This is a genomic window from Mycolicibacterium fallax (assembly GCF_010726955.1).
Taxonomy (GTDB): domain Bacteria; phylum Actinomycetota; class Actinomycetes; order Mycobacteriales; family Mycobacteriaceae; genus Mycobacterium; species Mycobacterium fallax.
Map to the genome: position 1 here is coordinate 1417768 of NZ_AP022603.1, position 22580 is coordinate 1440347.

Below are 22580 nucleotides of genomic sequence, written 5' to 3' on the forward strand. Positions count from 1 at the left end.
GGGTGTTCATTGAGCTGGCAAGCCTGACACGCCTGTGGTTGGTGTGATGAATGTGACAATTGAGCCCACGGGGCATACGCTTCGCATCGACTCTCCCAAATCCCTGCGCGGACGCGGCGAGAGGCCAATAATTTGCTGTGGCCGGGGCTTAGCCAGGAGGAACAGACGCGTGCGTTCGTCTACATATGTCGGTCGAGTGGGCACTCTCGCGGTGGCGCTGGGTATCGGTGTCGCGATGACGACGGGCAGCGGTGTCGCCCTGGCCGATGACGACGCGTCGGGGACGGGCTCCGGCGGCACCTCGAACACCGGCAATGCCACCAGCGGCAATGCCAAAGACGGCGGGCCGAAGTTCGGCAGCAAGCGCTCGGCGAGCACTGATTCGGACGCTTCGAAAACCCCCGCCGCCGGCGGCGGTGTCGGCAACCGGATCGGCGCGGCCGTCCGGGCGGCGGTCGAGAAGGCCGGCTCCGACCTCGGCGGGACGACGGCGCGCCGCACCTCCGGCAACCGGGCCGATGCGAGCCGCACCGACGCCGACACCGGCAGCGACCCGGTGTCTCGCGTCCACGAGCGACTCTCCAAGTTCGCCCGCCAGGTGCAGGACCGTCAGACCAGCACCGATGACGTGCCGGACAAGCAGCCCCCGGCCGACCCGAGCACCCCGGCCGACCCCAGCACCCCGGCCGACCCGAGCACCCCGGCGGCCAAGCGCAACGCCGACCCGGCGCCGGCCGGCGCCTCCGAGAGTCCCAAGCAGCCGCGGTTCTTCGACAAGCTGAAGGCCCGCTTCGACACCGGCACCTCGGCGCTGACCGACACCGTCACCGGGTTCTCCCCCGCCGGGCCGCGGACCTCGACCAAGGACCTCAGCCCGGGCACCGACCGATCGCCGAACCCGCTGTTCGTGCGCCCGCAGCCGGCGAGTGCGCTGCCGAAGCTGGCACGCGAGTCGAGCACCGTCGCGCTGACCCTGCGCGAGGTCGGCACCGCCACCCGGCAGCAGGTCGCCGAGCTGCGCGACACCGTCACCGTGGCGACCGCGCGGGTCGTCAACTCGGTGAGCGCCCCGGCGACGTCGTTCGCCACCGCGGACACCACCGCGCCGGCGAGCACGTTCTCCGAGATCGGCTCCACCCCCAAGGCCGCCGCCGCGACCGTGGTGTCCAGCCTGCTGCTCGTGGCCGGGCTGTCCCCACTGGCCGGTAACGGCCCGGCGCTGCCCGCGCAGTCCCCGCTGGCCTGGGCTCTGGCCGCGTTCACCCGCCGCGAGGCCGCGAAGGATCTCAGCGGCAAGGACGAGAAGCCGCAGTCCGCGGTGGACGCGGAGGTCCCGGTCGCCGGGGGCGAGCCGGGGGTGCAGAGCCCCGAGGTCCAGCTGATGGCCGCGGTCACCCAGGCCGCCAATCCGAGTCCGGGGCAGGCCCCGGCACCCAACGTCCCCACCGGGACGCTGCCGGTGAAGAACATGGGTGCGGTTACCGGTACACCGACCGCACCGTGGGTGGTCGGCGGCACCGACCTCGGCATCATGTGGGACAGCGGGTACACCGACGAGGGTGGTAATCCGGTGGTCTTCGCGCTGTTCGGCGACACCTTCAACGAGGCGGCCATGCAGACCGGCTGGCGCAACAACGTGCTGTTCAAGACGTCCGACAGCACTCTGACGGATGGCCTCGACCTGCAGCACGGAATCGTCACGCCCGGCGGCGACGGTCCGGGCACCCTGCCGCAGAACAACATGTGGTGGGGCCCCGGCTCCGGCGGCGGCCCGATCGGCGCCGCGCAGGTCATCCTCGATCCGTACCGGGTGGCAACCGGCGAGTACGCCCACAACGATATGACCTGGGGATTCACCCAGTACGGCAAGGCCTACACGATGATCCCGACGGCCGGGATCGCCATTCCCAACGACTCCGGCAACATCGCTGCCGGCGAATCGGAGATGGTCCAGTACGCCACCGTCATGTCGATCAAGGAATGGGGTAACCCGGGCTACTGGAGCACCAACTACTCCGCGATCGCCAAGTCCACCGACGGCGGCAAGACCTGGGCAGTCCTGGAGGACACCGTCCGCCCCTCCAGCGGCGGCAATGTGAATTTCCAGCAGAACGCTCTGACCTATGGGGACCCCGCCGATCCGGACTCCTGGGTGAGCGGGATCCCCGAGGACGGTGACCGCTACGTCTACGTCTACGGCACGCCGTCGGGCCGCCAGGGGTCAGCGCATCTGGCCCGAGTCGCGGAAAGTGACTTCGAAAACCTCGATAAGTACGAGTACTACGCCGGTGGCGACAACTGGGAGGCTGGCGATCCCTCCAAGGCCGTCGTGGTGTTCGACAGCATGGAGCCACTCACCTCGATCTTCCCGGAATCCGGGTTCTTCGGCGTCATCCTGAGCCCGGTGGTGACGTTCCTGAAGCTCGTTTACCCGGCAGGGTTCAAACCCGGTGGTGTATTCGCCAGAGGTGGCCAGGGCAACGTCAGCGAGATGTCGGTGCAGTACAACGACTACCTCGATGCCTATGTCGTGATGTACACCGACGGCGGGAACAACGTGGTGATGAAGGTGTCCGAGACCCCGCAGGGTGAGTGGTCAGACTCGGTCGTTGTACAGAAGAACGTATCCGGTTACTACGCACCGATGATTCATCCGCTGTCGGGCAGCGACGGAGCCGCAGGCACGGGCGGCGATCAATACCTCTACTACAACCTGTCGCATTGGAACGGCTACAACGTCGACCTGATGCGGACTGACCTCACGACCGTCAAGGACTCGATGCAGGCATGAGCCGTCGCACGCTTTACCTGGCCGTGGCCACCGCTACGGTGGCCGTGGTCGGAGGCGTCACGCTGGCACTGGCCCAAGCCGAACCGGAAACTCAGGGCCCGTCGGCGCCCGCCGGACCACCGACGCTCTACGCGTCGTGCCAGGAGCAGCTCGACGGGGCGGTCACCGCGCTGCCCCCCGGGCCCGGCGATCCGCCCAATCGCAAGAACCTGCTGAAATGCAGTGAAGGCAGCTGGACGACGTTCCGCGCCGAGTACCCCAGCTCGGATCGCTGGCTCTCGACGGGTGCCGCCATCACACTGCACGGTCAGGGTGTGCGCAACGCCGAACTGTTCAGCGGACATTGGACCGGCACCCCGCAGTCGGAAGACACCACCTGCGGGGTCGAGTACGTCGACGCTACGGGCGGCCAACTCGCCGATCCAAAGACCGTCGACGCCGACCCCGGCCAGCCCGTGGAGTTCGATGCCTCGCCCTACCTGTTCACCGTCACCCTCTCCGGCTACTGCCTGTGGGAGCGCCAGGCCGACTAGCGACGCGGCGAAAGCGGCCCGGCAAGATCGCGCACCCGCCGTGTTCTGCCGCACCCAGGACATCTGCACGGAAATGAGGCCGCGATGACGACAACCCACGCCCCCGCCAGGCGGTGGTTCGCCCGGATCCTGAGCCTGATCACGCTGACCACCCTGGGGCTCGGCACGGGTCTGGGCGTCGCGGCGGCGGCACCGACCGTCCCGGTGCTGGCCCCCGGGGCCAGCCTGGGCCTGGAGCTGGGGCTGACCGCCGCGCACAACCTGCGCGACCTGGGCGGCTACCAGACCGTCGACGGCCGCACCGTCGTGCACGGCAAGGTCTACCGCTCGGATCAGTTCAATCCGATGAACGACGCCGACAAGGCGAAGCTCGCCAGCACCCCGATCCGCACCGTGTTCGATCTGCGCACCGTTGCCGAGCGCGACGCCGCGCCCGACGAATTGCCCGCGGGCTGGCAGCACCGGCCGATCAATGTGCTTGCCGATGAGGCCAGCGCGATGGCCGCGGAGGCCGGGGCGATCATGCACGACCCGGCAAAGTTGACCGCGGAGTTCGGCCGGCCCGGTCTGGTCGACGAGATCTTCGAGCAGACCTATCGGCAGCTGGTGTACCTGCCCAGCGCCCTGCAGGGCTTCGGCGATCTGTACCGCGCGCTGGGCGATCCCGCCCAGCAGGCCGGCGTCTTCCACTGCGCCACCGGCAAGGACCGCACCGGCTGGGCCGCCGCGGCGCTGCTGACCCTGCTGGGGGTGCCACGCGAAACGGTGTACGCCGACTACCTGCGGTCCAACGAGTACCTGCTGCCGCACTACGCGCCGATGATCGACAAGTTCGTCGCCGCCGGCGGCAGCCGGGATCTGATCACCACGTTCCTCGACGTCCGGACGCCGTGGCTCGACGCCGCGTTCGACGAGATGACCAAGCGCTATGGCACCGTCGAGAACTACTTTGCCACCGGCCTGGGCATCGACGCCGGGCAGCAGGCAGCGCTCAAGGATCAGCTGCTGCGGTAGCCGGCCGGCGCGACGGGCGGGTTCCCGGCGACCTAGGTGCCGACGGCCCGGTCCAGCCAGCCCGCCTCGGCGACCTCGCCGCCGTTGCGGTACGGCTCCAGCGCCTCGTCCCAGGCGCCGCCCAGGGCGTTGTCGAGTTCGCTGGCCAGCGACTCGGCGCTGTTCTCCATCATGGCGCGCAGCTGATTCTCGCCGACCACGATGTCGCCGTTGGCGCTCACCGTGCCGCTCCACAGCCCCAACTGCGGGGTGTGCGAATAGCGCTGGCCGTCGACGCCGTCGCTGGCGTCCTCGGTGACCTCGAACCGCAGCACCGTCCAGGACCGCAGTGCGTCGGCGAGCCGGGCGCCGGTGCCCACCGGGCCGACCCAGTTGACCACCGCGCACAGCTGGCCGGGCAGGGCGTCCTGCGCGGACCACTTGAGATTCGCCCTGGCGTTCAGGGTCGACGAAAGGGCCCACTCCACGTGTGGGCAAACCGCCGCGGGTGAGGCGTGGATGTACACCACGCCCGAGGTCGCGTCGGCGAATTGGTTCGACGCACGCATTGGCTGCTCCTTCAGTTCGACGAGGGACGTCTTCCCCAACGGCCTCTGCGAACTCAAAGCATCACAACTTGTGTGTCGCGCGTGTCTATTGTGCCTCCTGAGGCAGCTGTTGCGCTAGTCTCCCGCCGATTCTCTCAGAAGCCCATCAGAGTTCCTCCGCCGAAACAGACCTGTCGTACCCCCGGCGGACCCTGAACTCAACGACGAGAGAAAGGCACCACCATGTGCTGGTTGTGCGATAACCGCGGAGCTGCCAAACGCGACGCCCTCGACAAAATCCGCGCCAAGGTCGACAAGTTCGGCTGGACGATTGAGCATGTCCGGTCCCGAGATCCGCGGTCCTACACCATCGGACTGCGCGAGTTCGGCGAGCCGGAACTGATGGTCACCGGCCTGCCGCCGGATGCCGCCGAGGACATCCTGACCCGCGTCGCCCTGGCGATCCTGGAAGGCATGTGGCTGCATCCGGGCTCGCAGCTGACGCTCGATCACGATCTGCTGCTGGAGGTGGTCGCCGTCGACCAGCCCTACCTGCACCTGTGCATCGCCGTCGCGATCGAAGGCCCGATCGAAGCCCGCCAACTGGTCTGGTCCGACCCGCACGGGCTGCTGCCCTGGGATCCGGAATATGGCCACGGTCACCTGATCCAGCCGGTCCTGGGCCGACGGGAGCAGCCATACGCGGCATAACCACCGCTCAGACGCGGCCGCGGGCCCGCGGCCGGATGCGGCCCCTGCGTGGCCGGCCACGCAGGGGTTTGCAACCCGATGAATCCGGGAACAGACGTTACGGATCGTGATAGTCGCCGGCACGCGGGCGACCGGTCGCTCGTCCACCGCCCTCAACCGGGGCGCTGAGACGAAGCACCCGAGCGTCACGGTGTAGCTCACCCCCAATCGAAGGACAAAATCCATGACGAAAATCTGCATCCACTCGCTGCCGAAGATCCTGTCCACGGCCGGTTTTACCGGCCTGATCGGCGGCGTGGCCCTGATGGCCGCCCCTACGACGAACGCGGCACCGGGCCAAGACTGCAGTGCCAGCACCGTCGCGGGCACGGTCAGTTCGGTGTCCACCCAGGCGCGTCAGTACCTCGACGGCCATCCCGGCGCGAACCAGGCGGTAACCGCGGCGATGAGCCAGCCGCGGCCCGAAGCAGAGGCGAATCTGCGCGGCTATTTCACCGCCAATCCGACCGAGTACCACGACCTGCGCGGCATCCTCACACCGATCGGCGACGTGCAGCGCAACTGCAACATCACCGTGTTGCCGCCCGATCTCGGGTCCGCGTACGCCGCATTCATGGCCGGCTGAGCCCGCAGCGCGGGCCTACCGGGAGCCGAACTCCCGCAGTACGGCGTCGGAGAGTTCCGGCCACCGCGGCCTCGCCCAGTCGTCGAAGTTGCGGTCGGTCAGCACCACCAGCGCCAGGCCGACGGTCGGGTCGACCCAGAGGAAGGTGCCGGACTGGCCGAAGTGGCCGAACGTCGCCGGCGAATTGTTCGTCCCGGTCCAGTGCGGGGACTTGCCGTCGCGCAGCTCGAAGCCCAGTCCCCAATCGTTGGGACGCTGCACGCCGAAACCGGGCAGCACCCCGGCCAGGCCGGGGAACTGTACGGTGATCGCCTCGGTGTGCGTCTGCGGCGACACCGTCGTCGGGACCAGCAGGTCGGCGGCGAACCGGGACAGGTCCGCGACCGTCGACTCCCCGCCGTAGCCGGCGGCCGCGGCTCCCCCGACCAGCACCGAATCGGTCATGCCCAGCGGGGCGAAGATCGCCTCGGCCAGGTAGTCCTCGAAGGCGATGCCGGTCGCGGCCGTCACCGCCTCGGCGGCGACCCGGAACGCGGTGTTGGAGTAGATCCGCCGGGTCCCGGGTTCGGCCAGCACCTGGTCGTCGAGCAACGACAGGCCCGAGGCGTGCGCCAGCACGTGCCGCAGCGTCGAGCCGGGCGGTCCGGCCGGGCTGTCCCAGTCCAGCGCGCCCTCCTCGACGGCGACCTGCACGGCGCGGGCGGCCAAAGGTTTGGTCACCGAGGCCAGCCGGAACCGATGCCCGAGGTCGCCGCGGGAATCGAGCACCACCGGCACCGGGTCGGCATTGGCCACGACCGCGGCGGCAACCGTCGGGACCGGCCAGTCCGCGATGCGGTCCAGGGCACTCATTCGGCAAGCAACCGCAGGATGGCGCTGGCGCTGGCGGCGTCGTCCTCGGCGGCGGCGCCGTCGCCGAGGCTGCGGTGGGCCATCATCATCCACTCGTATACGTCGGCGGTGTCCCGGCTCGGCTGCAACGTCCGATATTCCCGCAGCGCAACGGCCAGCGAATCCAGTGCGCGGCGGTGCTCGCCGGTGCGGACCTGGACCGCACCGCGCGAGTGCGCTGCCCAACCCCGGTAAACCCCGGCCAGCCCGGCCTGCTCCCGCCAACGCTCCATCGCATCGACCCACTCGGCGCTGCGGTCGACGTCGACGTCGCGGCGACTGTGCCGCAACACGGTGCCGTACACCTCCCCGGCCCACTCGATCGGCAACCCGCCGGTGCGGGCCAGCCGTTCGGCCGCATCGAGCAGTTCGTGGGCCCGCTCGGTGCGGCCGCCGGCCAGCGCGGCGCGGGCACCGGCGACCAGCGCCAACGCGGTCACCGCCGGGCTCTGCAACTCCTCGCCCAACGCGCCGAGGGCACGAACCCGGTCATCGAGGTCCGGCGCGGGCGCATCGGCGGCCTGGACGACCTCCAGGTAGAGCAGGTAGCCGTGGGTGGGGGTGGCGGGCGCGCCGCCGATGAGTTCGCGGGCCCGCTGCATCCAGGTGCGCCCGATGTTGCGGTCGCCGCGGGTCAGCCACGCCAGCGCCAGCCCGACGGCCTTGTCCCCGGCGGCCACCGGATCCCGACGGGCGTACTGGGTGAAGACCCGTTCGGACAGCCGGACAGACTCGGCCAGCCGGCCCAGCCGCCACGCCGCGGCGGCCATCGCCGCCAGGTCATCGGCGTCCAGCGGACCCAGTGCGCTGGCCGCGTTGAAGCCGGCGTAACTGGCCTGCCAGTCAGATCCGGCATGCGCGACGCGGGCGGTTGCGGTCAGCTCGGGACGGGGATCGTTGCGGAGATCTGCGGAAGTAGCCATCGTCAGTCCACGGTACTGCCGGCACGCCGCGGAGAAAACGTGCGCCGCACCCGCTCAACGGCGGATATCCACCCGCGCCGGAGGCCCATCGACCCGATTCCCGAACTCATGTGTGGACACCAGTCCAGTTCCCTTGCGCGGGGCGCTAGGTTGATACCCATGAGCCAGACAGTGCGCGGTGTGATTTCTCGCAAAAAGGGTGAGCCGGTCGAGTTGGTGGACATCATCATCCCCGATCCGGGCCCGGGCGAGGTCGTCGTCGACGTCCACACCTGCGGGGTCTGCCACACCGACCTCACCTACCGCGACGGTGGCATCAACGACGAATACCCCTTCCTGCTCGGCCACGAGGCCGCCGGCCGCGTCGAATCCATCGGCCCCGGCGTCACCAACGTCGCCGTCGGCGACTTCGTCGTGCTGAACTGGCGCGCGGTCTGCGGACAGTGCCGGGCCTGCAAACGCGGCCGCCCGCAGTACTGCTTCGACACCTTCAACGCCACCCAGAAGATGACCCTGACCGACGGCACCGAACTCACCCCCGCCCTCGGCATCGGCGCATTCGCCGACAAAACCCTGGTCCACCAGGGCCAATGCACCAAGGTCGACGAGCGCGCCGACCCCGCGGTGGCCGGGCTGCTGGGCTGCGGCGTGATGGCCGGCCTCGGCGCGGCGGTCAACACCGGCAACGTCGGCCGCGATGACACCGTCGCGGTGATCGGCTGCGGCGGCGTCGGCGACGCGGCCATCGCCGGCGCCGCGCTGGTCGGCGCCCGCCGGATCATCGCCGTCGACCGCGACCCCCGCAAGCTGGCCTGGGCCCGCGAGCTCGGCGCCACCCACACCGTCAACGCCGCCGAGCTCGACGCCGTGGAAACCATCCAGGACCTCACCGACGGCTTCGGCGCCGACGTCGTGATCGACGCCGTCGGCCGCCCGGAAACCTGGAAGCAGGCCTTCTACGCGCGGGATCTGGCCGGCACCGTCGTGCTGGTCGGTGTCCCCACCCCCGAGATGACCCTGCAGATGCCGCTGGTGGACTTCTTCTCCCGCGGCGGAGCGCTGAAATCCTCCTGGTACGGCGACTGCCTGCCCGAACGCGACTTCCCCACCCTCATCGAGCTGTACCTGCAGGGCCGGCTGCCGCTGGACAAGTTCGTCACCGAACGCATCGGGATCACCGATATCGAGGACGCCTTCCACAAGATGCACAACGGCGAGGTGCTGCGCTCGGTGGTGGTGCTCAAATGAGCGCGCAGCCCGGCATCGAGCGGGTCGTCACCCACGGCACCTTCGAACTCGACGGAGGCAGCTGGGAGGTCGACAACAACATCTGGATCGTCGGTGACGCCAAGGAGGTGATTGTCATCGACGCCGCCCACGACGCCGCGGCCATCGAGTCCGCCGTCGGCAACCGGCACGTGGTGGCGATCGTCTGCACCCACGGTCACAACGACCACATCACCGTGGCCCCGGAACTGTCCGCCGCCTTCGACGCCCCGATCCTGATGAACCCGGCCGACGAGATGCTCTGGCAGATGACCCACCCAGGCAAGGAATTTCGCACGCTCGGCGACGGCGAGGTACTGCGCGCCGACGGCATCGAGCTGCACACCATCGCCACCCCCGGGCACTCCCCCGGCTCGACGTGCCTGTACGCGCCGGCACTGGGCGCGGTGTTCTCCGGGGACACCCTGTTTCAGGGCGGGCCGGGCGCGACGGGGCGCTCGTTCTCCGACTTCCCCACCATCCTGGGGTCGATCAAGGACAAGCTCGGCAAGCTGCCCGCCGACACCGTCGTCTACACCGGGCATGGGGACACCACCCGGATCGGCGACGAACTGGTGAACTACGACGACTGGGTTGCGCGCGGCCACTGAGCCCTCAGCGGCACTTTTCCGGCGCGCGGCAACCGTGCGCGCGGTCGCCGAGCCACGCGTCGCGGACCAGAAGCGGGGGTCACCCGGCTAGGCCTGCACAGATGTCCGCTGAGAGCGGAGCGAAGTGGATTATCCACATGGACCCCCCGATTTCACCCCATTTGTGCAGGGTTGCCGGGAGCACCCCCGCCGCAGACACGACTCCAAACGGCCCCGGGACCGCCAAGCAGTCACTCTGGTACCACCGGCCGCTTTCGTCACGGGGTAGCGCCCTGAGCTCGGGCTGATTCACCGCCACCGCGTTATTAATAGCCCCGAGCTACCGGTGGTGCGTTGAATTCGGAGCGTCCGCTGACTCAGTGACCGCCGACTCGGTGACCATCGGGGCGGGTTCCGATGGGGCCGGCGCACTCGTGGATGGCTGCGGCGTGGACGCGGGGCTCGAAGGCGCCGGGCTCGACGGCGCCGGGCTCGACGGCGCCGGGCTCGACGGCGCCGGGCTCGAAGGCGCCGGGCTCGACGGTGGTGGTGTGGTGGACTGCGGCGCCGGGGTGGCGGCCGTTTCCGGCGGCTCGGTCTCCCGCGGCGTCGGCGACGGCGCGGGCGTTTCGGTGTTGCGGAAGAACGGCAGCTGCGGCAGGCCCAGGGTGAGGTCCGGGATCTGCAGGTTCGGGATGGGCGGCAGCACCACCGGCACCGGATCGGCCGGCACCACCACGGGTGCGGCCGGCGGCGGCGCCACAACCGGCGGGGCCACAACCGGCGGGGCCACGACCGGCGGGGCCAATGGCGCGGGCGGCCGAACAATCGGCGCAGGTTGCTGGCGATTGACCTGCACGGCCTGAGCCGGTGCAGCGGCCGCCGGGGGCGACACCACCGACTGCGGGGCGGCCACCGGCCGCGGTTCGGCGATCACCGGTGCAGGCGCGGGCGCCGGGGCCGGGGCCGACGACGGCAGCGGCGCGACCGCCGGAGCCTGCATGGTTGCGGTGACCGACCGGGGACCGGACTCCGAGACGGCCGTCAGCCCGACCGCAACCGCGCTCACCCCACCCCCGATGACCACCGCGGCCAAGATCGCCGCGGCGACCGGATGCCGGAACCGCGGCGCCACCAATTCGGCAACCTTGGGAGCCGGCTCGAATTCCAGGTCCGGGCGGGCGACGTCGGGTTCTTCGACCTTCCGCACCGGTGCCGGGACCGACCCGGAAACATCGTCGAACGGCAATGGCTCAGGTACGTCGTCGGCCTCCGACCAGGCCAGCACCACCGGCGCAACCGGTGCTGCCACCGCAGCCTGCGCCGGCCGGGCGACCGTGTGCAGCGCGGTGGCCGTGGTGTCGGCGGGCCCGCGCAGCGCGCGCAGGGCGGCGCCGGTGGCCGCGGTCAATGCCGGATCGGCGGCGGTGACCACCGGAACCCGGAACCGCTGTGACAGCGCGGCGGTGACGGCGGGCATCGCCGCGCCCCCGCCGAGGGTGGCGATCGCCGCCAGGTCGAACACCCGGTTGCGCACCAGGGTCTCCTCGACCGCGTCCAGCAACCCGGTCAGCGACGGGGCGGCCAGCTCCTCCAGCTCCGCGCGGGTCAGCCGCAGCTCACCGTCGGCACCCGGCAGCGCGGTCACCGTCGCCGCGGACAGCCGTTCCTTGGCGATCCGGCCCGCCGCCCGGGCCCGGGTCAGCGCACCGATCATCGAGGTCGCCGAGACGTCGGTGCGGCCCAGCCCGGCCAGCACCTGGTCGAGCACGGCCCGGTCGAGCAGGTCGCCGGAGAAGTCGCCGTGGCGCACCGTCGGGGCCAGCCGGCGGAAGCCGTCGTCGGCGTTGACCAGGGTGATCCCGGTACCCGTGCCACCGAAATCGCAGACCGCGACGGTGCCGTGGATCGGCAGTCCGGGCCGGTGCGCCAGGGCCGTGGTCGCGGCGGCGTCGTCGGGCAGCAGGGTGACGGTGCGGCCCGCCCACTGCCCGGATGCGGCGATGGCACGGCGCAGCGCACCGACGGCGCCGGTGGGCCAGTGCGCGGGGCAGCTGACCGCCACCCGCGAGGGCAGCCGACCGCCGGTCACGGTCGCGGCCAGCTCGTAGAGCGCGGCGGCCAGCAGTTGTTCGCCGGAGTGGGTTTTGCCGTCGTCGGCGACGATGCCGACGGGGTCGCCGACCCGCTCCACGAATCCGCCGATGGTGGCGCCGCTGGGCAGTTGCACGACGGTATCGCGCAGCAGCGCACGATCGGCGGTGACCGCCGCCAGCCGGCTGGCGCCGACCGACAGACCGAGCGCCGGGATGGCGCGACGCGACGCCGGGTCCCCGCCGGGCCGAACCGGTTCCTTCATGCCACTCACCCGCGTCCAGGTTATTAGGCCGACAAACTTCTTTGATCTGTTGTCGGCGCCGGCGCCGGCGGCGTTACAGCCCGAACCGCGTCACCGGATGGTGCCCACCCCCGGGATCAGCGGGAGGTCCAGCGCCGTCACCCAGCCCGGCGGAAGCTCGTTGACCGCCGGCACCGCGTTCAGCGCCCGCAGGCCGGTGGCCAGGCAGCCGGCGGTGGCGGCGTCGCGCCCTGAGCCGTCGGTGAACCGGAACGCGGTCTCCTGCGAAATGCTCGGGGTGCCCTCGATGTCGACGCGGTACACGTCATCCTGGGTGCCCGACGGCCAATCCGGCGCCGCGTCGCTCCCGATCCGGTTGACATGCTCGATCTGGATCCGAGTTTCGCCCCGGTAGACGCCGTTGATGGTGAAGCGGACCGCGGCCACCCGGCCGGGCTCGATGACGCCCTTGACGGTCTCGCGCGGGGTGTCGGTCACCCACTTGTCCCAGGTGGTGGTGATCTCGTCGAGCTCGATACCGGCGGCGTGCGCGATCATCGGGACCGTCGCGCCCCACGCCATCACCAGAACGTCACGGTGTTCGAGCATCGGACGGTACTGCGGCTCACGCCCGATGCCCATCTCGAACTCGTAGTCGCCCTCGTAGTTGGTGTAGTCGAGCAACTCCGACGACCGGACCCGGTCGACCCGCGAACACAGGCCCATCAGCGTCATCGGAAACAGGTCGTTGGCGAACCCGGGATCGATGCCGGTGGTGAAACAGGACGCGCCGCCCTCGGCGCAAGCGGCGGTGATGGGGTCGATCCAGCCGGGCGGGTTCAGCGACATCTGCGGCCACACCCACGGCGTCATCGCCGTCGAACACACGTCGATGCCCGCGCGCAGGAAACGGCCGATCACCTCAATGTTGGCGTCGGCACGTGCGGCGGTCGGGCCGTAGTGCACCAGCGCGTCGGGCCGCAGCGCGATCAGCGCGTCGATGTCGCGGGTGGCGACGACGCCCAGCGGCTCGGGCAGACCGCAGATCTCGCCGGCGTCGCGCCCGGCCTTGTTCGGGTCGCTCACCCCCACGCCGACCAGCTCGAATCCGGGATGCCCGACGATCTCGGCGATCACCATCTTCCCGACGAAACCGGTGCCCCAGACCACCACGCGTTTCATCCCGCCAGCCTAGGCGGACACCGGTTCGGCCAGCGGCGCGATCGGCGGGTCTTGCCGTAATATTTCGCGCGGCGGGGAGCGTGGGAGGGACGAATATGGCGCAGCGGACCGGCGGTCGGCATCGGGCAGGGCGCAGTCGCGGGGCGCGGCTTGGGCGGACGGAGCGCCGGCCTCTGCCGGCGCCGACGGCCGCGATCGCGCTGGCCGGCGTCGCGGTGCTCGGCTTCGCGCCGGGGCTGACGCCGACGGCGGCCGCCGAGCGCGCGCCGCGGGCGCTGGCCACCCAGACCGACCTGGCCGCGACGGTCTACTACCTGCGCGGCACCAACATCGGCAATGAGCCGACCGACGACCAGTACCGCGCGTTCATCGACACGGTGCTGGCCGGTACCGAATCCCCCGCCGGGCCGCAGAAGAACCAAATCGACTATCCGGCCACCATCTGGCCGGTGTCCAAGGGCTATCTGGGCGATGCGAAGTGGAACGACTCGGTCGCCGCGGGCGTCGCCGGGCTGGACGCGGCAGATCCTGGGGCCGGCGATGTGGTGTTCGGCTTCTCCCAGGGGGCGGTCGTCGCCTCGCAGTACAAGGCCCAGGGACCAACCGGCGCGACGTATGTGCTGGTGGAGAATCCGAACCGGCCCAACGGCGGGGTGATGTCGCGGTTCCAGGGATTGACCATCCCGATCATGGATCTGACGTTCAGCGGCCCGACGCCCGACAACGGCGACGAAACCATCGACATTGCTCGTCAGTACGACGGCTGGGCCGACTTCCCGACCTATCCGGTGAACCTGCTGGCTGATCTCAACGCGGTGATGGGCATCGCGCTGGTGCACGGCAAGACCCAGACCGAGCTGACCGAGCAGGACCTGGCCGACGCCAAGGCCGCCGGCGGAATGTACTACCAGGAGCACGGCAACACCACCTACTACCTGGTCCGCACCGACACCCTGCCGCTGCTGATGCCAATCGCCGGCGTCGCCCCGGATCTGGCCGCCGCGCTGGATCCGCCGCTGCGGGCGATCATCGAAACCGGTTACGACCGAAGCGATTACAGCGTCAACACCCCGGCGAAGCTGCTGCCGTCGCCCAGTTCGGTGCAGCACTCGCTGCAGCGGGTGGCCGACGACGATAACCCCACTGAATCGGCGGCAGGGCAGGCCAGCGCCGATCTGACCAGGTCGACGGCAAAAACCTTGGTCGCCGCGCTGAAGCTGAATCCCCTTGCCCCGCAATCGACGACGGCCAGCCGACTGTCACTGCGCAGGTCCGAGGGCGTCGGTCCCGCCGCACCTGGCACCACTCGGGACGAGGCCGAGGAAAACACCGGCGCGGACGCCGCCGACGACAGCCCCGGCGTTGTCCGCAAGCCCCGGCTGCGAATCCCCAAGCTGCCCGGCTTCTCCGCGCTGCGCGCCAAGGAACGCACCAGCGACGGCGACTCCGCCGAAACCCGCAGCGAGCGAACGCGGTTCAGCCGCGGTCCGTCAGCCCGTGGGACCGGCGACAGCGGTCAGTAGCGAGGCCGCAGCCGCGCCAGGCTTCCTGCGTCGGATACCCGGGCGCAGCCCGGTCACTTCCGCAGCTTGCGGCCCTGGCCGTCCTGGACGCTGCCGGTGAGCATCATGATGCCGTCCACGAGCGGCCAGATCGCACCGATTCCGCAGGTGAGCCACACCACCAGCAGCTGAGCGACCGCGATGCCGGTGGTGCCGATGTAGAAACGGCCGACAGCGAAACCGCCGAGCAGCAGCTGCAGCAACCCGGCCGTCATCGCGGACTTGTCCGACAGCGGTTCGCCCGTCATCGGGTCGCGCCCAAATGGGGCCTGCGCGTCGGCGCCGTACGGCGCCGGCGGATAGCCCGGCGCCGGGTAGCCCGGCGCGGGCGCCGGGTAACCGGGAGCGGACGGCGGGACCGGTGCCGAGAACGCCGGGGAGCTCATCGGGGGCGGTGGGGTCGGCGCCGCCGGTTTCGGGTAGCGCAGCCCACTGTCGTAGGGGTCGGCGTCCGAGGCGGCCGGATAGCCGGCGTTCGGCGCCGGCGGCGGACTCACCGGCGGTGGGTAACTCTGCGCCGGTGGGTAACTCTGCGCCGGGTAACTCGGCGGCGGGTAGCCAGACGGCGGGGGGTAGCCAGACGAGGCACCCGCCCCGGAGGTCGGATCGCCGGCGGTATAGCCGGCGCTGAACTTACTGGGCGGAAGGACCGGGTCCTGGCCGCCGCTGTTGTTGTCAAAAGCCATCTTGGCTCCCCGCTCGTTGAATTCCGCCCTCAGGGCCGGGAAAGTTTAGCGATCTCGCGATGCATCTGCATGCCCAGGTACCCCAGAGCGAGCGCCACTGCGACATTGAGCAGCATATCCAGGAACACCACCACCAGCGGGTCCCGGTACAAACCGAACCAGGTGCCGAAGGTCAGGGTGCTGAACCCGCTGAGGACCTTGAGCACGGTGACGACCCCACCGGCCACGCAGATCCCCCACAGCAGGAACTGGTGGCTGAGCTTCGTGCCCAATGCCAGGTAGAGGTAGGCCAAGCCGGCCCACAGCCCGACGATCAGGAAGTCGCTGACGAAGCCGGACGGAATGAGCGAAAAAATCCCGGTCAGCACGACCCCGACGCCGAAGCTGACGTAGACGGCCAGGTCCGCGTTCGAGGCGCGCAGGTTCTGGAACCACGGCTGCCGGATCAGCTGACCCCGCACGCCACTCTCGACCAGGCGGGTGACGATGGTGTCGTTCGGCCTGGCCGCGGCGGGCTGCTGCGGTGCCGTCGGATGCGGGGATCCGACCGGGTATTGCGGCCCCGTCGGCTGCGGCGCCACCGGGTACTGCGGGCCCGTCGGCTGCGGCGCCACCGGGTACTGCGGGCCCGTCGGCTGCGGCCGACTGGGAAATGCCCGGGCGGCCGGCTGAGGGATCGCCATCGGCTGCTGGACCGCCGGCGGCTGCCGGATCGGTTCAGGCTCCGAGATCGACGGAGGGGACGACTGCTTCTGGATCCGCGGCGGCATCGGCGGTGGAGTCGGTGCCGCAGGCACCTGCGGGGTGCCCACCGGATGGGACACCTGCCCGCTTGCGGAACTCGCGATTTTCGGCGGGTTGACCGCCGCCGGCCTCCCGGTGTTCTCGGCGCCCCAGGGTTGTTCGTCGCTGCTGTCCATCACGCAATACCTTCCTCTGTCCTCACCGTTCCGGGCCCGGACATCGCACGCCGGCCCTCACTTCGTTCACCATGGGCATTCCGCTCACCCCGCCGACTCACACCGGCCGCCGGGTAGCCGTTCGAGCTGTTCGGCGAGCCAGTCGGCGATCCGGTTGAGCACCGCGGTACCGTCGCCGAAGCCGCCCGAGTTGGGTATCGCGGCGATGGCGACGGCGACGTCGCCGTTGGGCCCGGAGATCAGTCCGTATTGCCGGACCAGGTACAGCCCGTCGGTGCCGGGCCCCCAGCCGCCCTTGAACCGGGCGCCGTCGATGGTGCCCAAGCCCCACGCCTGGCCCGAGGAGATCTCACCCATCAGCGCCAGCACCGGCTGGTCACCGGGGGTGCACGCCGAATTGGCCAGGAATCGCGCTTGGGATTCCAGCGACCATTGCGTCTGCCCGAAGGCGGAGAAGCCCGGCCGGGTCACCTCAGGCTGGACGCTCACCGGCTCCCCGGCACCGGCAAGCACCGCGCCGACCTTGTCGGCCGCGGCCTGATGCGCTCCAAGCTCATCCCAAATCGCTTGGGCCGCAGCGTTATCTGATTGGGTTATGGCGGCGCGCATGTTTGCCGTGACACCCCGCTCGCCGTCCTGACGCAGCAGCGCGATCGACAGCGGCACCTTGATCGTCGACCAGGCCGGCCCGCTGGACCAGGCGCCCATCGCAGTGCTCTCGCCGGCCCGGCCCACCGGGGCGAACGCGACGCCGATCTGCGCGGCAAGTTCGGCCTCCAACGCCTCGAACCCAGTCGGTGTCACCGGCGCCGGCGTCGGCGCCTGCGGCACCGCCGAAACACCCAGCAGCACCGTCTCGGCCGGCACCGGCGGCGTGACCGGCGCGGTCTCGGCGACCTGCGGCGCCGAGGTCAGTCGCGGACTCAGTACAAAGAAGTACGCACAAATCCCCAGCGCGCATACCGTCACGATCGCCAGTGTGACGACCAGCGGTGCGGACCAGGTCACGGGCTTCGCCGAGCGGTGCCGCCGTCGCTCAGTAGACATAGACCACCGCATTGTTGCCGCCGCGGCAGGTCAGCACACGCTCAACAGCACAGCGCATCGAATAGTGCTTGGTGGTGACCGGACTGAAGGCCTCAACGACGCTGGGAAACGGTTGACCCGTTCCGTTGACCGAATCGCGGACGTTCAGCGCGAACGGGCAGGAGGTGACGTCGTTACCGATCGCCGCGTGCGCGTAGCGTCCCGCCGACGGTCCCCCGCACTCCCGCGCATCCGGTGGCGGCAAGGTGTAGGTCGACGTCGTCGGATAGGTGTAGGCACTCGTCGCCGTCGGCGACCACGTCGAGCCTGCTGTGGCGTCCGAGTCCGAACCGCCCGACATGCTGACGATGACGGCGATCAACACTCCGATCAACACCACCGCGGCGATCGCGACGGGAACGATCACCCGGGTACTGATGCCGCTCGACGGCGCGGCCGGCCGGGATGGGTGGGGCAGAACACCCGGGGGCGGCGCGGACGCCGGGGCCGCTGACGGCGTGACGGCCGGCGCCTGCGCGCGCAAGATGGTCTGACTCGCAGTCTGGGCCCGCTGGGCCTTCCGGCGAGCTCGCTCATCGTCGATGGCACACCACGGGCACGGCTCGGCTTCCACCGGGATCTGGTGTCCGCGAGGGCAATCCATCACCTGAACGTTGGTCAGCGCGCGCCGCCACTCGGCGGCCGTGGGCCGGGCATGGGGGTTGCGGGCGCCGTCGGTGAAGGTCCGCACGAACAGCCGCTGGATGTCCGAGGGCAAGAAGGTGACCGGCGGGGCCAGTGGATGGCTCCGCAGCAGGGAACCCGGCCCGCCGGCCCAATGCCCGGATTTGGCCAGCGTCATCGCGTCGGGTTGGTCCCCGCCGCCGGTCCAATCCCCGCGCAGGAACGGATGATTGCCACCCATCAGCAGCAGATGGATATGCACCGCCAGGGCGAACAGGTCCGACGGCTTCTCCCGGGCGGTACCGGCGAGGTCAACCCCGGCCAGCTCCGGTGCGGTGAACTCGGGGCGCCCGACCGCGCAGAGATACCGGCGCCCGTCCGCGTCGGTGAACTGAATGGAATCGATGTCCACCAGGGTGACCCGGGTGGTGTCGTTGACCAGGATGTTGCGCTCCTGGAAGTCCCCGATCACCGCGTCGACGTGGTGCACGTTCTCCACCGCCAGGCACAGGTTGGCGGCGACGTTGACCAGGTGCAGCCAGGATGCGTGCCGCGGCCACTGGGGTGCCGACGGCAGCGGGTTCATCCGGTCCGACGGGTTGCTGACGGTGTGGATCTCGACGGCGTCGCCGGTGTCGATCCGCGGCATCACGTAACCGAGGTTGCCGTCATCGAGGATGACGGTGTGCAGCGGCCAGGTCAGCACCACAAAACCGTCGGTCTGCACCGCGCCGTCGGGCCGCGAGGCGATCATCGCCGCGACCTTCGCGCACTTGTCGGCCAGGTCCGTCAATTCGGGGTGAAAGATCTTGGCGACCCATTCCGGGTGACCGTCCACCTCGTAGATGGTGCCCTCACCGGCCCGCGCGATCACCGCCCCCAGCGTGATGGGCTGCCCGTCGTCGAGCTTTCCGCTGCCGTTCATCGGCCCGCGTGTCCGCGCTCCCGGCGACGCGAAGCACGCCCGCTGGTCGACGAATCACCGTGTTCGGCAGCCTCTTTGCGTGCTCTGCGGTGCCCGCGCGCCGAGGACCCCTCCCCGGCCGCGACGTGATCGTGCGGTTGCGGCTCGGCGCGACGTTCTTCGGCCGGCGGCAGTTCCCGCGGCGGGGCCGGCGGCGCGGGCGAGCTGACCGTTGTTCGGCGCATCGGCCTGCTCGACGGGTGGAACCGGTCTTCGTGCTGGTCGAGCACCGCGAGCACCATGGTCTTGTCGTCCCCGGTCTGGTCGTCCTGGATGCCGCGCAACAGGGCGGCGAAATCCGCGGCGTCCGCGTTGGATCGCACGTTCTGCCAGGCGCTTTTGAAGAACGGTTCGTAGGGTTCACCGGTAACGATATTGGTGATCTTGTAGCTCATCCCGTCGGTGCTCAGCGCGAAAGCGGTCACGTCGCTGCGGACCTCGGCGCGAAACGCCTTGGTGAACGCCTCGTTGGTCTGCAGGAACCAGGTGGCGTTGGCGTACTCACTCTTGTCTTCGATCAGCAGCGTGGCGATGTTCCCGCGGTCCTCGACCGCGATGACGCCGTCACCGATCTGGGCGAATAGCGCAAATCCCGGTCGTGCCAACGCAATACAAAGCGTGGTCGACAGCTTGGGGACCGGCAGGCCGATGGCGCCGGCGTGCTGGACGATCTTGTTCAGCGCCCGTTCGAAGAGCCAGCGAGCGATCGCCTCGCCGTCCTCCACGCTCGCGGAATAGAAGTCGGAGATGAACTTCCGGTCCATCGCCGCCTCGACGACGGTCTGGCAGGCCACGTGCGAGCCCCAGGCCGAGGTGCCGGTCACCGACCCGGCCCCGTCGGCGACGGCGGCGACCACGTAGTGGCCGGTCACTCCGTAGGCGAACGCGTCGTCGCACCCCAACCCGCGGCTGATGTGCTGCGATCCGGTGACTGAGGCTCCGCAAACCGACCACTCCAGGTGCCCGGGCCGCTCTTCTTCCGCCCCCGGTTGACTCACACAGTGCTCCATCCGCTCAGCGGCGGCAGGGAGATCTGTTCGCGCATCGCGCCGAGCGCTTCGTCACTGCGGGCGAAGTCCGTCGAGTTGGAGACGTTGCTGAGCGAGGCCGACAGCCATTCGAAAAGCTCTTCGTACTTGAGCCCATCCAGCGGCGCCGGGCTGCGCTGGAGCGACAGCCGCGACAGTTGCTGCCAGTCGACGTGCGGTCCAGCACCGACAGCGAAGACCGTCACGCCGCGGGCCGCCTCCACTGCGGTCAGGCGGGCCACCGCCTCGTCGAATCCCTCGGCATTCGCCTGGCCGTCGGTGAGCAGCAGAATCCAAGGGCGGTAGTACTGCAGCCCGGCCGCCTTGTAGGTGGCCTTGCGGTCCTCGAGAATGTCCAGGGCGAGATGAATGCCCGCGGCCATGTTCGTGCGGCCCGACGCGCTGAATCGCGCGGGCGCCAGGGTGCGGGCCTCTTGCATCGGGACCAGCACGGTGGCCTTGGTTCCGAACGTGACGACGGCGACCTCGACCCGTTTGCTGGCCAGAGCCTCGTTGTTCAGGTAGTGGGTGAATGCCGCGAAACCCCGCTCCAGGGCCGCGATCGGGTGGCCCATCATCGAACCGGACACGTCGGCGAGCACCACGCAGGCGACGCGCGGGTCCGGGTTTTCGTCGTTGAGCTCGACGGCCCATCCAGACTGAGTCAACGTCATCCCCCCTTTGTTGTTGCCGCGTGACGCAGATCATCACAGGCGGCGTTCTCAGTGAAAATTAAGTATTACATGCTGGCGTCGGCCGACCGTGCCGACCGGTCGACTGCGGGCGCCGGTCACGGGTAGCTGACGGGTCCGCCGTAGGCCGGGGCGTGTTTGGACTGGCACCAGCGTTTCGTCGACCCCGACGAGGCCAGAAAGATCATCAGGATCACGACGACCAGCCCGATCGCCGCCGAGATCACCGCGATGCCGAACAGCCCCGCGAAGAGGCCCTCGAAGAAATACTCCACATCGCCGAGTTGCACCATCAGGTAGATGACTATCCCGGCCTGTTCGATGAGCGCGACGATACCGCCGAGGACAACCAGACCGCGACCCGCCGAGCTGCGGGTGAACAGCATGATGGCGCCGACGATCAGCATCAGCGCGGTCACCGCCCCCGCGATCCCGGTGATGGTGAGGTAGGCCTTGAAATCGCCGGACGCTCCGTAACCCCCGTAGATCGAGCCGGACATCATGTCCAGGGTGCTGAACGATTCGAACGCCGAGAATCCGCGTGAAAGCCCGATCAACAGCGCCAGAATGCCGGCGGCGATGGCGGTCCCACCGCTGGGCCGCGGCACCATCGGATAGCCCGCGCCCGGGTAGCCGGGGGCCGGGGCGGCCGACGGGTAGGCCGGGGCCGGCGGCGGGTAAGCCGGTGCCGGGTAAGCCGGTGCCGGGTAGGCCGGGGCGGCCGACGGGTAGGCCGTCGCCGGTGGGGTCACCTGTTGCGCCGGCACCTGGGGGCTGGCGCCCAGGTCATCTCCGTAGGAATACCCGGCACCGAACTTACTGGGCGGCAAACTCTCGGTCACGCACATTTTCTAGCACGCCCGATACCCAGAAACCGGCGCAATCCCGGGTAGTTCAGCCGTTCGGCGGACACCATCGGGGGCATTCCGGTCAGCCGCCCGCCTCGATCCGTTGCACGGTGAGGGCAGCCTCCGGGCCGCAGACGGTCCGCAGATCGACCGGGCCCGCCGACAGGATTTCGTCGACCCGCCGCTTGATCTCACCGTCGGCCAGTCGCGCGTAGAGGTTCTCTCCGGGACAGGCCGTCGCGGCGAAGTCGCGGTGCCCGGCCAGGGTTTGGGCAGGCACCTGGAATTTCTGCGACGCCCAGGCGAACGCGAGCGCGGCGCTGTGCAGTTGCGCCTCCGAAGTCTGCTCCTGGTCGAAATCGCCCTCGCAGAGCACCAGGAAGTGCCCCGCCGGGTTGTAGTTGGTTGCGGTGTCTCCGGACAGGTGCCAGTCGCGCAACTCGTAGATGTTGCCATTGCGGTCGATGCCGACGTGATAGGCGATGTCGATCCAGCCCCGTTCGCCCTGGTGGAAGCGCTGATGCTGACGCAGTCGACCCGGCGCATTGCTGTTGTCGCCGAGCACCGCGGCGGTGTGATGCAGCGTCATCCGAGTGATGGTGTGCGGTTGCCCACCCGGATGCGGCGGCATCGCGCCCCATGCGGACCGGCACAACATCTCCGCCTGAGTGCCGGCCTTCGGCGCGACCGTGACCGGCTGCGGAGGTGCCTCCGCGGTGACCACGGTCCGCCCGGCGGTTTCGGGCTGCGTTCTTGCGCATGCGCCGACGGTGGCGGCC

The 22580-nt window shown here is 69.8% G+C and carries 21 protein-coding genes; 8 read left to right on the forward strand and 13 right to left on the reverse strand.

Annotated elements, in window-relative coordinates; genetic code table 11:
• Positions 1-196: 196 nt before the first annotated feature.
• The 3 genes from G6N10_RS06760 (at position 197) to G6N10_RS06770 (ending at position 4338) form a co-directional block, all read left to right on the forward strand.
• Positions 197-2791 (forward strand): glycoside hydrolase family 183 protein, encoded by a 2595-nt coding sequence (locus G6N10_RS06760; protein ID WP_163742291.1) that lies wholly within the window; start codon positions 197-199, stop codon positions 2789-2791.
• On the forward strand, positions 2788-3324 hold the full coding sequence (locus G6N10_RS06765; protein ID WP_085100673.1) for a hypothetical protein: 537 nt from the start codon (positions 2788-2790) through the stop codon (positions 3322-3324). The genes G6N10_RS06760 and G6N10_RS06765 overlap by 4 nt, the downstream gene beginning before the upstream one ends.
• Before the next feature lie 84 nt (positions 3325-3408).
• Entirely contained in the window at positions 3409-4338 is a 930-nt protein-coding gene (locus G6N10_RS06770) for a tyrosine-protein phosphatase (RefSeq protein ID WP_085100670.1), read from the forward strand.
• Between the two features lie 32 nt (positions 4339-4370).
• On the opposite strand, the gene G6N10_RS06775 is transcribed toward G6N10_RS06770, so the two are convergent.
• Positions 4371-4886 (reverse strand): DUF3145 domain-containing protein, encoded by a 516-nt coding sequence (locus tag G6N10_RS06775; RefSeq protein ID WP_085100667.1) that lies wholly within the window; start codon positions 4884-4886, stop codon positions 4371-4373.
• Between the two features lie 231 nt (positions 4887-5117).
• Here G6N10_RS06775 and G6N10_RS06780 point away from each other — a divergent pair, with 231 nt between their 5' ends.
• Positions 5118-5576: a DUF4262 domain-containing protein gene (locus G6N10_RS06780; protein WP_163742294.1), complete on the forward strand. Its 459-nt coding sequence runs from the start codon at positions 5118-5120 to the stop codon at positions 5574-5576.
• Between the two features lie 223 nt (positions 5577-5799).
• Positions 5800-6201 (forward strand): heme-binding protein, encoded by a 402-nt coding sequence (locus G6N10_RS06785; protein ID WP_085100661.1) that lies wholly within the window; start codon positions 5800-5802, stop codon positions 6199-6201.
• A 15-nt stretch (positions 6202-6216) separates the two neighbouring features.
• Here the strand turns inward: G6N10_RS06785 and G6N10_RS06790 are convergent, their stop codons facing one another.
• Positions 6217-7053 (reverse strand): serine hydrolase domain-containing protein, encoded by an 837-nt coding sequence (locus tag G6N10_RS06790; RefSeq protein ID WP_085100658.1) that lies wholly within the window; start codon positions 7051-7053, stop codon positions 6217-6219.
• A complete protein-coding gene (locus G6N10_RS06795) occupies positions 7050-8015 on the reverse strand; it encodes a hypothetical protein (protein WP_085100655.1) in 966 nt (321 codons plus the stop codon). The genes G6N10_RS06790 and G6N10_RS06795 overlap by 4 nt, the downstream gene beginning before the upstream one ends.
• Positions 8016-8174: 159 nt before the next feature.
• On the opposite strand from G6N10_RS06795, the gene G6N10_RS06800 reads away from it, so the two are divergent.
• A complete protein-coding gene (locus G6N10_RS06800) occupies positions 8175-9263 on the forward strand; it encodes an S-(hydroxymethyl)mycothiol dehydrogenase (protein WP_085100652.1) in 1089 nt (362 codons plus the stop codon).
• Positions 9260-9892 (forward strand): MBL fold metallo-hydrolase, encoded by a 633-nt coding sequence (locus G6N10_RS06805; protein ID WP_085100649.1) that lies wholly within the window; start codon positions 9260-9262, stop codon positions 9890-9892. Before G6N10_RS06800 ends, G6N10_RS06805 begins: the two co-directional genes overlap by 4 nt.
• Positions 9893-10211: 319 nt before the next feature.
• Here G6N10_RS06805 and G6N10_RS20570 read toward each other — a convergent pair whose 3' ends face one another.
• On the reverse strand, positions 10212-12230 hold the full coding sequence (locus tag G6N10_RS20570; protein WP_085100646.1) for an Hsp70 family protein: 2019 nt from the start codon (positions 12228-12230) through the stop codon (positions 10212-10214).
• 90 nt (positions 12231-12320) lie between these two features.
• On the reverse strand, positions 12321-13391 hold the full coding sequence (locus G6N10_RS06815) for an NAD(P)H-dependent amine dehydrogenase family protein (RefSeq protein ID WP_085100643.1): 1071 nt from the start codon (positions 13389-13391) through the stop codon (positions 12321-12323).
• A gap of 95 nt (positions 13392-13486) precedes the next feature.
• Here G6N10_RS06815 and G6N10_RS06820 point away from each other — a divergent pair, with 95 nt between their 5' ends.
• On the forward strand, positions 13487-14914 hold the full coding sequence (locus tag G6N10_RS06820) for a PE-PPE domain-containing protein (RefSeq protein ID WP_085100640.1): 1428 nt from the start codon (positions 13487-13489) through the stop codon (positions 14912-14914).
• 53 nt (positions 14915-14967) lie between these two features.
• Here the strand turns inward: G6N10_RS06820 and G6N10_RS20335 are convergent, their stop codons facing one another.
• The 8 genes from G6N10_RS20335 to G6N10_RS06860 form a co-directional block, all read right to left on the reverse strand.
• Complete coding sequence (locus G6N10_RS20335; RefSeq protein ID WP_407663973.1) at positions 14968-15450, reverse strand: TM2 domain-containing protein; 483 nt, start codon at positions 15448-15450, stop codon at positions 14968-14970.
• Between the two features lie 218 nt (positions 15451-15668).
• Positions 15669-16451, reverse strand: coding sequence for a hypothetical protein (locus G6N10_RS06830; RefSeq protein ID WP_163742300.1), 783 nt, complete (start codon positions 16449-16451; stop codon positions 15669-15671).
• Positions 16452-16643: 192 nt separating this feature from the next.
• Positions 16644-17567: a serine hydrolase gene (locus G6N10_RS06835; RefSeq protein WP_163742304.1), complete on the reverse strand. Its 924-nt coding sequence runs from the start codon at positions 17565-17567 to the stop codon at positions 16644-16646.
• Positions 17568-17595: 28 nt separating this feature from the next.
• The gene (locus G6N10_RS06840; protein WP_085100627.1) at positions 17596-19194 is read right to left on the reverse strand and encodes a hypothetical protein; all 1599 of its coding nucleotides are present in this window, start codon (positions 19192-19194) and stop codon (positions 17596-17598) included.
• Positions 19191-20231, reverse strand: a complete 1041-nt coding sequence (locus tag G6N10_RS06845; RefSeq protein WP_234810695.1) for a PP2C family serine/threonine-protein phosphatase — start codon at positions 20229-20231, stop codon at positions 19191-19193. Before G6N10_RS06845 ends, G6N10_RS06840 begins: the two co-directional genes overlap by 4 nt.
• Complete coding sequence (locus G6N10_RS06850; RefSeq protein WP_234810694.1) at positions 20228-20935, reverse strand: vWA domain-containing protein; 708 nt, start codon at positions 20933-20935, stop codon at positions 20228-20230. Before G6N10_RS06850 ends, G6N10_RS06845 begins: the two co-directional genes overlap by 4 nt.
• Before the next feature lie 116 nt (positions 20936-21051).
• Entirely contained in the window at positions 21052-21795 is a 744-nt protein-coding gene (locus tag G6N10_RS06855; protein ID WP_133055200.1) for a hypothetical protein, read from the reverse strand.
• Between the two features lie 88 nt (positions 21796-21883).
• Positions 21884-22525, reverse strand: coding sequence for an N-acetylmuramoyl-L-alanine amidase (locus G6N10_RS06860; RefSeq protein WP_234810693.1), 642 nt, complete (start codon positions 22523-22525; stop codon positions 21884-21886).
• Between the last annotated feature and the right edge of the window lie 55 nt (positions 22526-22580).

Coding starts and splice junctions, on each gene's coding strand:
- G6N10_RS06785 (WP_085100661.1), top strand. CDS start 5,800: ATGACGAAAATCTGCATCCACTCGCTGCCGAAGATCCTGTCCACGGCC.
- G6N10_RS06850 (WP_234810694.1), bottom strand. CDS start 20,935: ATGACGTTGACTCAGTCTGGATGGGCCGTCGAGCTCAACGACGAAAAC.
- G6N10_RS06765 (WP_085100673.1), top strand. CDS start 2,788: ATGAGCCGTCGCACGCTTTACCTGGCCGTGGCCACCGCTACGGTGGCC.
- G6N10_RS06790 (WP_085100658.1), bottom strand. CDS start 7,053: ATGAGTGCCCTGGACCGCATCGCGGACTGGCCGGTCCCGACGGTTGCC.
- G6N10_RS06795 (WP_085100655.1), bottom strand. CDS start 8,015: ATGGCTACTTCCGCAGATCTCCGCAACGATCCCCGTCCCGAGCTGACC.
- G6N10_RS06770 (WP_085100670.1), top strand. CDS start 3,409: ATGACGACAACCCACGCCCCCGCCAGGCGGTGGTTCGCCCGGATCCTG.
- G6N10_RS06800 (WP_085100652.1), top strand. CDS start 8,175: ATGAGCCAGACAGTGCGCGGTGTGATTTCTCGCAAAAAGGGTGAGCCG.
- G6N10_RS06805 (WP_085100649.1), top strand. CDS start 9,260: ATGAGCGCGCAGCCCGGCATCGAGCGGGTCGTCACCCACGGCACCTTC.
- G6N10_RS06840 (WP_085100627.1), bottom strand. CDS start 19,194: ATGAACGGCAGCGGAAAGCTCGACGACGGGCAGCCCATCACGCTGGGG.
- G6N10_RS06820 (WP_085100640.1), top strand. CDS start 13,487: ATGGCGCAGCGGACCGGCGGTCGGCATCGGGCAGGGCGCAGTCGCGGG.
- G6N10_RS20570 (WP_085100646.1), bottom strand. CDS start 12,230: ATGAAGGAACCGGTTCGGCCCGGCGGGGACCCGGCGTCGCGTCGCGCC.
- G6N10_RS06815 (WP_085100643.1), bottom strand. CDS start 13,391: ATGAAACGCGTGGTGGTCTGGGGCACCGGTTTCGTCGGGAAGATGGTG.
- G6N10_RS06775 (WP_085100667.1), bottom strand. CDS start 4,886: ATGCGTGCGTCGAACCAATTCGCCGACGCGACCTCGGGCGTGGTGTAC.